General features: G+C 41.2%; 10 protein-coding genes. 7 read left to right on the top strand and 3 right to left on the bottom strand.

Annotated features, from left to right (window positions below):
- Positions 1 to 93: 93 nt before the first annotated feature.
- Complete coding sequence (locus MKX35_RS24855; protein ID WP_223178916.1) at positions 94 to 240, bottom strand: hypothetical protein; 147 nt, start codon at positions 238 to 240, stop codon at positions 94 to 96.
- Positions 241 to 738: 498 nt separating this feature from the next.
- Between MKX35_RS24855 and MKX35_RS24850 the strand changes: the two genes are divergently transcribed.
- Positions 739 to 3,249 (top strand): DUF4855 domain-containing protein, encoded by a 2,511-nt coding sequence (locus MKX35_RS24850; protein ID WP_076300827.1) that lies wholly within the window; start codon positions 739 to 741, stop codon positions 3,247 to 3,249.
- 423 nt (positions 3,250 to 3,672) lie between these two features.
- Here the strand turns inward: MKX35_RS24850 and MKX35_RS24845 are convergent, their stop codons facing one another.
- Positions 3,673 to 4,224 (bottom strand): TetR/AcrR family transcriptional regulator, encoded by a 552-nt coding sequence (locus tag MKX35_RS24845; protein WP_076301174.1) that lies wholly within the window; start codon positions 4,222 to 4,224, stop codon positions 3,673 to 3,675.
- A 148-nt stretch (positions 4,225 to 4,372) separates the two neighbouring features.
- Between MKX35_RS24845 and MKX35_RS24840 the strand changes: the two genes are divergently transcribed.
- The 3 genes from MKX35_RS24840 to MKX35_RS24830 all read left to right on the top strand — a co-directional run bounded on the left by MKX35_RS24840 (position 4,373) and on the right by MKX35_RS24830 (position 7,241).
- Entirely contained in the window at positions 4,373 to 5,296 is a 924-nt protein-coding gene (locus MKX35_RS24840; protein ID WP_341044449.1) for a ketopantoate reductase family protein, read from the top strand.
- Between the two features lie 220 nt (positions 5,297 to 5,516).
- Positions 5,517 to 7,022, top strand: coding sequence for an alpha/beta hydrolase family protein (locus tag MKX35_RS24835; RefSeq protein WP_076298603.1), 1,506 nt, complete (start codon positions 5,517 to 5,519; stop codon positions 7,020 to 7,022).
- 90 nt (positions 7,023 to 7,112) lie between these two features.
- The gene (locus tag MKX35_RS24830; protein ID WP_256716227.1) at positions 7,113 to 7,241 is read left to right on the top strand and encodes a hypothetical protein; all 129 of its coding nucleotides are present in this window, start codon (positions 7,113 to 7,115) and stop codon (positions 7,239 to 7,241) included.
- A gap of 211 nt (positions 7,242 to 7,452) precedes the next feature.
- On the opposite strand, the gene MKX35_RS24825 is transcribed toward MKX35_RS24830, so the two are convergent.
- Positions 7,453 to 8,346, bottom strand: coding sequence for an AraC family transcriptional regulator (locus MKX35_RS24825; protein WP_076298602.1), 894 nt, complete (start codon positions 8,344 to 8,346; stop codon positions 7,453 to 7,455).
- A 197-nt stretch (positions 8,347 to 8,543) separates the two neighbouring features.
- Between MKX35_RS24825 and MKX35_RS24820 the strand changes: the two genes are divergently transcribed.
- The 3 genes from MKX35_RS24820 to MKX35_RS24810 all read left to right on the top strand — a co-directional run bounded on the left by MKX35_RS24820 (position 8,544) and on the right by MKX35_RS24810 (position 13,091).
- On the top strand, positions 8,544 to 9,395 hold the full coding sequence (locus tag MKX35_RS24820) for an aldo/keto reductase (protein ID WP_076298601.1): 852 nt from the start codon (positions 8,544 to 8,546) through the stop codon (positions 9,393 to 9,395).
- Positions 9,396 to 9,487: 92 nt separating this feature from the next.
- Positions 9,488 to 11,467, top strand: coding sequence for an ATP-dependent DNA helicase (locus MKX35_RS24815; RefSeq protein ID WP_076283257.1), 1,980 nt, complete (start codon positions 9,488 to 9,490; stop codon positions 11,465 to 11,467).
- Positions 11,468 to 12,047: 580 nt separating this feature from the next.
- The gene (locus tag MKX35_RS24810; protein ID WP_042186676.1) at positions 12,048 to 13,091 is read left to right on the top strand and encodes a YeiH family protein; all 1,044 of its coding nucleotides are present in this window, start codon (positions 12,048 to 12,050) and stop codon (positions 13,089 to 13,091) included.
- The last annotated feature ends 51 nt before the right edge of the window (positions 13,092 to 13,142 follow it).

Genomic DNA, 13,142 nt, shown 5'->3' with positions numbered 1-13,142 from the left:
TCGTTGGTAGCAATAGAATAAAATACTTTTTCCAATGCATTTCTTCTCCGCCCTTTTACTTAATACTAAAAAAATATCTTGTTGCTTTAAGTGTTAATGCCCTCGTATATCAAGATCACTTAATGGATAGTCACTACTGCCCCAAGTATAAACAATATAATAGCTGATTAGTTGTTCCTCTGCTTTCAATGCTTTGAATTTCAAATCACGATGTTCAATAAAGGTAATGTTATTACTCACTTGCTTTTCAACTACGTAGCTCCACTCATTCTCGCGATACTTTGAATAAAAATTATTTAATTCTTCTAAAGTTAGCTCCGATTTGATTAAAATAGCGCAAAAAAATGGCATTAGATTTTTCTTTGTGGAATATGCAATATAATTGTTAATAAATGGAGTGGTTCATTAAGCTAATGGGTAGGAGGTTTAAGATCAATCTCGGAGAACCGTACCACAAATAAGGGCAAGTTTTTTTTGGAATTCCTTGCGGCGTATGGGTTTGAATATATGTGCGTAGGTCACATTTCGAAGAAACAAGAGAAAGGTGCATCGGTTCATTTTTTGATTTGTAAAAAGGTGTATATGAAAGTAAACAGATATCTATTTTCAAGCATAAAATTGCCTCATAGAATTAGTCGTAAAGGGGCCGTTTGGAGCTTGGATAAAATGGACACTCGGATCAAGACCATGTACCAGACTTGTTAAAATTCATTTAAACCTAAGAAATGGGGATGAAAGATGAAGCGAAGTCAGAGGTATCCAAGACGAAGTTCCTTGCTGTTATCATTTGTGTTAATCTTATCGATTGTTTTTTCTGTTCAACCATCAGTAGTGAAGGGAGAAGGGGATAGGTCGCCGAAGATTTCGCAGGGGCAGGAGGATCAACAGCCTTTACTTGAAGTTCCTAATCAGCAGGGACAACAAGAAAAGTCCGATCCTGATCTCGAGCAACAACCCCAGTCTAACTTAGAACAGCCGCTTGCCGCTGCTGCTGCAACAGGATATTTCCCACCAAATACCGCGGCATCTGGGAATGTGAAGAACATGGCCTTGCTTTATACTGGATATTACGGTGGACGAACGACATACGAGGGAAGAGAAATCGGCACGTATGACAAGAATACGCTTTTGCCCTATGTTGCGCACTACAACAGTAATAATGTGATGGATGACACCTTTTTCGATTCATTTCTATTTCTAGGAATCAACACATCTGACTATAGAGATTTTGGTGATACAGCGGACCCTGCCAAGTGGACCTATAAGGCGGATTGGGAATGGTATATAAACCGCATTTTCACCTCTAATCAACAGCTCGATGCCCTCAACCAAGCAACCCAGCAAGTTGCAACCACACTAAACCTAACAAATTACAAATCCAAAGTATATATTATGCTGCCTTATCCTAATAGCGAAATCACCAATTTCGGAGATGTCGATAACGACGGAATCAGCGAAAATCTGAATTCGATGCCTAGCAATATGACGAAGGTAACCAAATGGTATATCGACACCGTATTAAGCAGATGGAATCAAGCCCAATACAGCAACCTTGAATTAAAAGGCTTCTACTGGTTCCATGAAGATATTGATCCCGGCAATCCGGGTGAAGTAAATGCAATTAATAACTCTGGTAACTATCTTCATACGCTTGGTCTGAAACTTGCCTGGATTCCATACTTTGGTGCCGGACAAAGCAACAACCGGAATAATTATGCAATCGATTTTAGCATCCAGCAGCCCAATCACTATTTCGTTCCGGAGACTGATTATTCGAGAATGACGAATGTATCGACCCAAGCTCAAACATATAATAAGGGCATCGAAATGGAGTTTGACGAAAGAGCGATGTTCGACCCCGATTTTAAAAACAGATTCGATAATTACTTAAAGGCCGGCGTAGAATACGGATACATGACGGGAGCGGTCAAGGGTTGGTATCAAGATATTTTTGGGATATACAACTTGTATAAAAACAAGAATAACAACGGTGTAAACGGAGTTTATGACGGGAGACAGATGTATGAAGATATCTACAAATTTGTTAAAGGAACGTATACCATTCCAGTTAATCTTGCAAGCGGTAAATCGGCAGTAGCCTCATCCAACCAAAGTTCTTCTCTATCCGCTGCTAAAGCTGTTGACAATTTGCCGGGTACACGGTGGTCAAGCCAACAGTATTCAAGTACAGAGTGGATTTACGTCGATCTCGGGCAAGCTAATAACATCAAACGCGTTAAACTTAACTGGGAGTATGCTTACGGCAAGAGCTACAAAATTCAAGTATCGAATGATGCGGTCAATTGGACCGATGTGTATTCGACAACGACAGGCAACGGAGGTGTAGACGATATAGGCTTTGTGCCTACAACGGCAAGATACGTGAGAATGCACGCAACAGAGAGGGGCACGAGCTATGGTTACTCTATTTATGAGTTTCAAGTATATGGAGACAGCGTCGGATCCGCTACTACAACAAATTTGGCGTTAAATAATACAGCTACGTCATCTTCCAATCAAGAGGTAGCTCTTTCTCCGAATAATGCGGTTGACGGTAACGTGACGACAAGATGGGCCAGTCAGTTTGCAGACCCGCAATGGATTACGATCGACCTTGGGCAGGCTTATAACATAAATCGAGTTATATTGAATTGGGAGCTTGCCTATGGCAAAGGCTACAAGATTCAAGTATCGAATGACACTGTCAACTGGATGGATGTGTATACGACAACGAATGGAGACGGGGGGATTGACGATATATTCTTTACTGCCGTAAATGCAAGGTATGTAAGAATGTACGGAACCCAAAGAGCTTACTCCTTCTATGGTTATTCCTTATATGAATTCCAGGTTTATGGCAAACCGAATCTAGCTTTAAACAAATCGGCAACATCCTCTTCCAACGAGACATCCACATTAACGGCCGATAAAGCGGTGGATGGTAATGTAACGACAAGATGGGCCAGCCTGTATTCAAATCCGCAATGGATCTATGTAGACCTCGGACAGGAAACCCGCGTCAACAATGTCAAACTCAACTGGGAGTATGCTCATGCTAAGGGCTATAAGATTCAGGTGTCGAACGATGCAACCAACTGGACGGATATATACATGACAACGAATGGAGACGGTGGTATAGACGATATCTACTTTGAACCGGTAAATGCAAGGTATATAAGGATGCATGCGACAGATCGAGGCACAGGCGACTGGTATTCTCTTTATGAGTTCGAAGTTTATGGCAGCTGATCCATTAGCATACGTAAAGCCTAATATGGGGTTCTCATCCCAAATAACAAAACAAGCCCATGCACGAAACACTGTGCCGGGCTTGTTTAGCTTGGACCCCATCACATGTCAGGCGGAATATATCCAATATCTCGGCTATTAGTTGACCGGATTTGCTGGTGGGCACGTGTCGGCGGGACTGCGTATTTGAAAAAATATTGACACTCCCGCAAAGGATGGCTCAAAAACTTGCCGTTACAGACAGCGCGGTGAACCGTATCACAAATAGAGGCAATTTCTCTGAAGAAAAACTTGCAGAAGTCTGTATTTACAGAATGCGGACCATTAAGAGTAGGTCAGTCTTTATGGAGTATATTGTGTAAACAAGCCTATGCGCGCTTTTTTATTGTTATACAACATATGGATTTATTTTGAATGACAGACTCACTCTTTAAAATAGGGTGTAATCCCTTTTGAATATAGGTTCTCTACTAACTTGAAAAATTCTTCTGACGATAAATCCTTTTGACGCTGGAGCCAAAGACGAAATAAAGAAAGGGCAGTTGTCAGGTAAAACTCAATGAAGTATGGTGTTAAGGATTGGTTTTGCGGAACGTTTAATTCTAATTGATCCAAAGTGATTTCTTTTTTTAAGCGTTTTAAAAAACGGGCACTTCCATAATCACCCAAAAGGGCATTAAGAACCAGGAGATGTTCTTTTTTATCCAGACAATAGAGCGTATCTTGAACCTTATCCATCGATAGCTCTTTATTTGCCAATTCTTTTTTCATTTCATTCAATAGGTCATTTTCAACAGAGTCTAACAATTCGTAAATGTCAGTAAAGTATTGATAAAAGGTGCTGCGGTTATATCCTGACTTATTCGAAATTTCCTGAATCGAAATTTTCTCAATCGGCTTTTGGCTATATAACTCACAAAAAACTTCTACAAACTTTTGTTTTGTTTTCTCCGTTATTTGGGGTTGCTTTTTCATGTTTCCCTCCTATTAGTGAATAAGAATATCATCCGACAAATCATAAAAAACTGATGGTTGATCAAGGAATAATGAAGATTTATAATCACATCATACAACATGTTGTCGGATAATCAAAAGGGAATATTAATAAGTAGGGGTGGTTTATATGTCAGCAAAACGAGATAGAATTTTAATTTTTGGTGCAGGTGTCATCGGGAGCATGTACGCAATTAAGGTTATTGAAGCAGGGTTTGACGTTAGCCTGTTTGCACATTCGAATAGATATAAATCATTAAGAGAAAATGGCCTGCAGTATATAGAAAAAGGTACAGTTAGATCGATACAAGTGAATGTCATTGATACGCTCGAAAATGACGATGTATACGATTTTATTTTCGTTACCGTTCGTTATGATCGGTCCGAAGCAGCGTTGTTAGCGCTAAAAGATAATCAAAGCAAAAATATAGTTACGATGACTAGTAATTCAATTGGATTTTCTTTGTGGCTGGATATCGTAGGGGATAGACTTTTACCAGCTTTTCCCGGCTTCGGCGGACAGATTAAAGATGGAGTATTGCATGCTCGATTTCTACCAAAGTTTATAGCGGCAACTGCATTTGGAGAAATTAATGGTGTAGTGACAGAACGCATAGAAAACCTTGCAAAATTATTTAAAACTGCAAAGCTTCCCTACGTTATTAAAAAAGATATGCAAGCGTATCTGATCACACATTCCGTATCAGACATTGCCATGTTGAGCTTTTTGCATTCTGAGAATAAGATCATTGACAAAAAAACAGCCAGAACTAGAAAGACAGCACGCAAAATAACATTCACTTTAAAAGCGTATCTAAGATCAACACAAAAAGCTGGCGTTTCAATTGATCCACCAATGCTTAAAATGGTGCTTAAATTTCCAAACTTATTTTTGGACCTTTTCTTTATGACATGGCTACGAACTAAAATGGTTAGGGATATGATGTTGCCGGATTATGCGAATAATGCTAACAATGAGATTGTGCAGCTTAGTAATGATTTAATGAAATTTTTAAGTCAACATGATATCAAATCAGAAATACATGTTCAGTAATTAAATTTGTCAATATCCCTTGGGCATGACATGCGGCGGAGGGGGCTTTTCTTTCCCCTACATAACAGCATATTGCACTGCGCCATCGTCACGAAACCTTACAAAAGTGTTAGGTAAATGTCATCTAGATCAATGAATTGTCATCTAGATCAATGGCATCAACCTAACAGCTCCTCTATACTAATCCATTGATAGGATTATTTTTAAGGGGGAGTTGGTCGTGAGGTTTTTTGAAATGCTGCTATTCTTTACAAGTGCCAGTTTTTTGGCACTCCTGTTCATTTTAAATCAACGTATTCGAAGATCTGCTTTGCTCCTGACAAGCGGAGCAGGCTCCATTTTTTTAGTGATACATTTGCTTGTCGAAGGATACAGGGTTCAACTTGTATTTTTATACGGATTTACGATCCTGATGCTTATGCTTTCGCTTAAAGACGTTTTCATAAAGCCGAAAGTCGCTCGGACTGCCTCGCGAATTCGTAGGGTGCTGGGCCGCCTTTTTATCGTGATTGGGCTAATAGCAACGGGGTGCTTCATATATGTGTTTCCTGTATTCGACTTTCCGGCGCCAACCGGCGAGTTGCAGGTAGGCACGAAAATCTTTCATTTCATAGACCAAAACCGGGAGGAAACATTTAGCAAAACCGCGACAGGCAAGAGAGAGTTGATGGTTCAGGTATGGTATCCGGCTCAAGATGGCACCGGCAAGTACGCTCCCTTTATTCCAGATACCCAGATTTTACGTTATATGGCTATGAACTATGGCCTTCCCGGGTTTACTTTACAACACCTAAAGTACGTATCCAGTCATGCTTATTCGGAGGCTGAAATCTCTTCTGCACAGACTTCATACCCACTGATCCTTGCGAATCCCGGCTTCGGCTCTTCCAGGTTCCTCCACACGGCGCAAGCTGAATATCTCGCGAGTCACGGATATATCGTGGCAGTGATTGACCACACCTACAATACATTTGCAACCAAGTTTCCAGACGGTCGAATCACGACCAGCACAACTAACGATTTATTCTCGCCTGACCATGATTACCAGACGGAAAGAGGTAATCGCGACAAGTTGGGTAAAGTTTTAACCGACGATGTGGCGTTTGTGCTGGACCAATTCGAGCTCATCCAATCGGGGAAGATTCCAAGTCATCTAAAAGGGAGAATTAATCTCGGTAATGTCGGTGTATTCGGTCATTCCATCGGCGGAGCGACGGCCTATGACGCCTCTTACGATCCGCGAATCGCGGTTGGAATAGACTTTGATGGAGGGCTTTATCGTTTGCGTGAAAGAGAGGGTCTGCGTAAGCCGTTTTTGTTCATCCACTCGGAAAGCGAATTTGAAAAATTAAAAATGGTGATGGATAACCGGGTCTACACGGATTCAGAGCTTAACCGTATGGGCTCAACAAGAGAGTGGGAGGATAAAGTAACGGAAGATAAAAAGTTAGAACTTGAACGGATGCGCCAGACAGTCGACGAAGGGGGACAGGTTCTCTATATCGAAAATACGGAGCATTTGAATTTCACCGACGTACAGTTCATTACTCCGATATTCAAAATACTGGGCGTTACCGGAAAGGTTGCTCCCGAAAGAGCAAACTCCGTTATTAATGCCTATATGCTTGATTTCTTCGATATGTATCTGAAAAATAAAGGCGGAATCTTAATGAAAGGACCGAATAGCGGCTTTCCGGAGGTGAAGTTCGTAACCTCACTATTATAAATTACGTAACAGGCTACCGATTTTGATAAGCTCCTCTTCAAGTAGACAAAGGTTTAATTAATAACCGTTACTTGAAGGGGAGTTTTTATTTTGTCTAAGAAGAATGATGTTCCCATTCGCTTTAAGCAGTGTTCTGTTAATCCTAATTTGCTTGAAGATCCGACTCACAGACTCGTCAAGCTTGTTGCTATTGAACGGAGGGTATATGAAACAAATTAGAGTCTTTGGACCGCAGAATTTCAGAGTCGCAACGACGGAAGTTCCGTTATTGGCACCCGACGAGGTATTGATCGACCTGCAAGCTTGCGGCATCTGGCTGTCGTGTGACCGGCTGCCTACTAGTCTTACTAAGTTATCGTTTCTTACAGTTAGCTATGCTCGCCCTTATTTGGGTCAGTTACTATTTAAGATTAGGTTTTATCTAAACGTGTTATGCCTTCAGACGCTTTACATCCTGTTTAGGAGGAAAACCAAACATGCGGGAATACTCACGGCTAAATTGCGAAGGACTTTCATAGCCTATTCGAAATGCCACATCGGTGGCATCTGCTGACTCGGTTAGTAATAACCGGCGGGCTTCCTGAAGTCTCAGATGTTTTTGGAACTGAATAGGGCTCATTGCAGTTACTTCTTTAAAGTACCGATGAAACGAAGAAACACTCATATTCGCTATTTCGGCAAGCTCCTCAATCTTAAAAGAACTAGCATAGTTATTCATGATATGTTCAATAACATCTTTGATTAGATGAGTTGAGCTTCCTTCCATTACAATATGCTCCAATGCAATCCCATTTTGCCCTTGTAGCACCCGATAAAGAATCTCTTTTGTAAATAATGGAGCTAACACTGGAATGTCTTTAGGCTGATCTAACAAACGAGCTAACCGTAGGACCGCATCCATTAAGGAAGACTCCATCTGGCTAACAAACATAGCTCGCTTAGGATTTTCTTTAGCGTAAACTCGAACTTCAGATTCCTGTAAAACCTCTAAAATTTGACTTGGTGTAAATTCAAGCTTGAACCCTAAGTATGGAACATCGGAAGTGGCTTCAGTGACTTGGGCGGTAACTGGCAGGTGAACGGATGCAATGAGGTAATCGGAGGGGGTGTATCTAAAACGCTCCTGTGCCAGCCATACCTCCTTAGCCCCTTGTACCACCAAACATAAGGAAGGTTTGTAAACTCCATGCTTTGGTATGGACGCATTCGAGTCACGCATGAAAAATAAAGAGGGAATAGCAGTTTGGTGAACACCATCTTTTTCTGTGTAATGGTCAATGATTTTTACGAGTTCATTCTGCTGTTTAGTCATTATTTCAGGCATTTGATCCTCTCATTTCGTTATCTCTTTATAGTCTGATTATAGTCTATATTCATCCCTTACATAAGTGTTAGTGAGAGAATTAGGCAAACATTTGGCAAGAATGGGATAACGGTAGCTTTATCATCAGGTACATAATAAGGATATGCAAACAGAAAGAGGATTTACAAATAATCATTGAAAACTTGGAGGGTAATATTATGCAAAAAGTAGTTTTGAACAATAATGTTGAAATGCCTATACTCGGTTTTGGTGTTTATCAGATTCAAGATGCAAATGAATGTGAGCAAAGCGTTTATGACGCTATTATGGCAGGTTATTGCCTGATTGATACTGCCGCCTCTTATCTAAATGAAGAAGGAGTTGGCAGGGCGATTAAACGGAGTGGCGTGGCAAGAGAGGAATTATTTATCACTACGAAGCTTTGGGTTCAAGATACGGGTTATGAGCGCACAAAGAAAGCATTTCAACAATCACTGAACCGATTACAGCTTGATTATTTGGACTTGTATTTAATTCATCAGCCATTTGGCGATGTGTTTGGCTCATGGCGAGCTATGGAGGAATTATATCGTGAGGGCAAGATCCGTGCTATCGGCGTTAGTAATTTTCATGAGGATCGTTTGATTGATTTAATTCTTCATAATGAAGTAGTCCCAGCTGTGAATCAGGTTGAAACGCATCCTTTCAACCAGCAAATCGAAAATGCGGAATTTATGACTGAAAATAATGTTCAAATCGAGTCATGGGCACCTTTTGCTGAAGGGAAAAATAATTTGTTCCAGAATGAGTTACTGGTATCCATAGCTGAAAAGTATAATAAATCCGTGGCTCAGGTGATTTTACGGTGGCTCACACAAAGAGAAATCGTTGTGATTCCGAAGTCAGTTCGTAAAGAAAGAATTATCGAAAACTTCAATATCTTTGATTTTGAATTAAGCCAAGAGGATATGGCATCCATTGCTACGTTAGATACGAATCAGAGTTTGTTCTTTTCACATCGGGATCCTGAAATGGTGAAATGGATTGGTACTCGTAAACTCGATATCTAACATATTTTCGAATGAACTACTTTGTAATTACTCCAATCTTATGAGATAATAGAGTTTTTCCGTTGATTCTATTTTTCATGGCATAACGTGATATGCCTGATCAAATATTGGAGGTAGGCTTGTTGGCGACACAGTATCCTTTTGAATATGATCGGACCAGACCTTTTATGGAGCAAGTAGGGGAATGGGTCGGCGATGTATTCTATGAAATTCTTCCTGAGGCAGGATTTGAAGTTCGTGATGAACAGATTTACATGGCGTTTCAGGTGGAGCGAGCTTTTGCTGAGAAGAAGACGATTTTTGCTGAGGCAGGGGTCGGTACGGGTAAGACTTTAGTGTATTTGTTATATAGCATTTGTTATGCGCGGTATATGGGTAAACCTGCGATTATCGCTTGTGCGGACGAGTCCTTGATTGAGCAGTTGGTGAAGCCAGAGGGGGATATTGCCAAGCTTGCGAAGCATCTGAATATGAATATTGATGCCAGACTAGCGAAATCTCCAGATAAATATATGTGTCTGAAAAAGCTGGATCATGCTCGCAACAATGATGATGGGAGCTTGCCGCTGGAGAGTTTGTATGGTACTTTACCTGATTTTGTACATTCTCATGCACCGATGCAGCAGTTCCATGCCTACGGCGACCGTAGGGATTATCCAGATCTGAATGATGAACAATGGAATAAGATCAATTGGGATACGTTTCAGGATTGTTTTACTTGTGATATGCGTCATCGCTGTGGACAAACGTTGTCCCGTGATCATTACCGGAAATCAAGCGATCTGATCATTTGTTCCCACGATTATTACATGGAGCATGTCTGGACTTATGAAGCGCGTAAACGAGAGGGTCAAATTCCTCTGCTTCCAGAGCATTGTGCAGTTGTGTTTGACGAAGGGCATTTGTTAGAATCTGCCGCCATGAAGGCGTTAGGCTATAAAATGAAGCATGTTGTCTTTGAAGAACTAATCTCTCGTCTGTTACAGAATGAGATTCGTGAAACGCTTGCTGTTCTTATCGATGAAGCGATTATGCAAAGTGAGCAAATGTTTAAACACATTCGTCGTCAATGCCGCACCATTCCTGGATCGGATCGAAAAAGCATTGAGCTAAATGCATCGCTAATCCGTGAGGTGCATCGCATGCGTAGTGTAATTGCCGCTATTGAAGAAGAATTAGTATTCGAAAGTGGACTGTACACGATTGATGAATATCAATTGCGGATTGTGGAAGAACGTTTGGAGACCATAGAGATCGCATTGAGGTTGTTTGAGGATTCAGGTGCATTAATCTGCTGGGCGACAGAAGATAGCGATGGCTTAACGCTATCGGTCATGCCGCGTAATGTTAAGGAAGTACTTCAAGACAGCTTATTCACGCAAAAAATGCCAATCGTATTCTCTTCGGCTACATTATCCGTGGATAAATCATTCCAATACTTGAAGGATAGTCTTGGAATACACGACTTCCTGTCTTTCTCTGTAGACTCACCTTATGATTATGAGCACCAGATGAATATCTATGTACCTGAGCTTCAGAGCGGTGATTTTGCTGAGAAAATGAAGATCTCCCTGAAGCTTATCCAGCAGACAGAAGGAAGAGCCCTGTTGTTATTCCGTACTCGAGAAGAACTTCTGCAGTTCAAGCAGCTCAGCTCGCAGAGAGCAGAATCCAGCAAGTATTCTTTCCTCTATGAAGGGGATCAGGAGATCAGCTATCTGATCTCAGCTTTTCAGCGGGATGAGCATAGTGTGCTTTGTGCGGTGACGCTGTGGGAAGGATTAGATATACCAGGACCTTCACTATCTAATGTGATCATTTGGTCGCTGCCTTATCCTCCGCTTGACCCTGTATTTATGGCAAAACGTGCGGAGACTTCCAATCCTTTTGAAGATGTGGATTTACCTTACATGCTGCTAAGACTTAAACAAGGAATGGGACGTCTGATCAGAACGGGTACGGACCAAGGAATTGTGACGGTACTTGCGGAAGCTGAAGGACAACATCCCGTTCACGAGTATATAACTTCTGTACTCCCGAAGGGAACTAAGCTCCAGAAGCTTGAAGTGTAAATTTTAAAAAATTAATATAGGAACACAATTGCTCTTTTGGAGAGGTGGATGCTTCGGTATTCTCCTTCTCGAAGGAGTTTTTTTGTGTGAATGTGAGGAAATAAAGTAGCTAATTGAGATGACGGGTAGAGGATAAACCTGCAAAAATACATCTTTTATTGATATAAGCAATCGCTAACCGACTTATTCATGCGGATCTGCAGTAATACTTGCGTCAGAATTCATTTTCAAGTGATAAGCGGGGGGATTGCTGTATTTTTGCAGTATTTACCGATGTGAAAGAGGATATCAGAACATTTGATGTACTTTAGCAGGAATTCACTAATTCGGTCATGGATTGGATAAGTGTATGCCGGATCATTGTCAGTCGCAGATGGGGAGAGCGAATAACATTTAATAATGAAATGGCGCTCATGTACATAAATGAGTTTTTGCATGGATTCAAGCATAAGGAATACTAATCTTACGGATAGTATATTGGTATTTAACTTTCGAGCCATGGCGTATTATTGTTGATTCATGGGGGAAGGGAAATACATACCTCCGTCATCTAGAGATTCATACAAGGGGTGTACACGACATGGGGGATTCACAGGGATTATACCAATCGAACAATAAGAAACAAGTTGGTTTTGCACTTGGCATTGGGTTAACCTTAATCATTGCATTAGTCGCAAAATATTTAGCAGGCTTTCCTTTTCTCTCTATTATGGGCCAATTGGTCATTGCTATCTTAATCGGAATTATTTGGCGGGCAACAGTTGGAGTGCCGGGTACGATCACCCATGGCACTGATTTTTCCAGCAAAAAGCTGCTACGTCTAGGGATTATCCTGCTCGGTATGCGGTTGAATTTAATGGATATTGTTGCTGCAGGTCCACGGGTATTTCTACTGGCTGTGATTGTGATCGTATTTACGATCTCTGTTGTATACGGACTTGCCCGACTATTCAAGGTTGATAAGCGACTCAGTATCTTAACAGCCTGTGGAACAGCGATCTGCGGTGCGGCAGCGGTGGTGGCGATTGCTCCACAAATCAAAGCCAAAGACGACGAAACTGCGATTGGCGCAGCGATAGTTGCAATTTTAGGTACAATATTCACGTTGCTATACACATTTTTGTATCCTTTACTAGGCTTATCGAATCTAGGCTATGGGGTTTTCTCTGGAGCGACCTTACATGAAATTGCTCACGTCATTGCAGCAGCAGATGCAGGTGGGAGTGCAGCAGTAGATATGGCGGTTATCGTCAAATTGACTCGGGTGGCCTTACTCGTTCCTGTCGCTATCTTAATTGGGGTTTGGACCAATCGTGCAGAAAGAAAAGTGCAAGGTGGACAGTCTAAAGCCTCATGGAAAAGCATTCCTATTCCTTGGTTTATTCTAGGCTTCTTACTCGTCAGTGGTGTGAATTCATTAGGGATCGTATCAGCATCAGTGGCAAATGGAATTGTAACGATAGCTTATATGCTAATCGCTATGGCGATGGCTGGACTTGGTTTAAACGTTGACTTGGCGGCATTTAGACGACTGGGGATGAAGTCTTTTGCAGCAGGGCTTATAGGTTCGGTCTTGTTGTCCTTAGTTGGATTTACATTAGTTCACTGGTTTGGTCTGGCGTGATCTTTTGCATACATTAGAATCGTAAGAAATGAACTACTTCATATCTAAAAA

The organism is Paenibacillus sp. FSL R5-0923 (genome assembly GCF_038009145.1).
In the GTDB taxonomy this organism is placed as follows: domain Bacteria; phylum Bacillota; class Bacilli; order Paenibacillales; family Paenibacillaceae; genus Paenibacillus_AQ.
The sequence above is the reverse complement of the archived record's forward strand: the minus strand, read 5'-3'. Positions and strand labels throughout refer to the sequence as shown.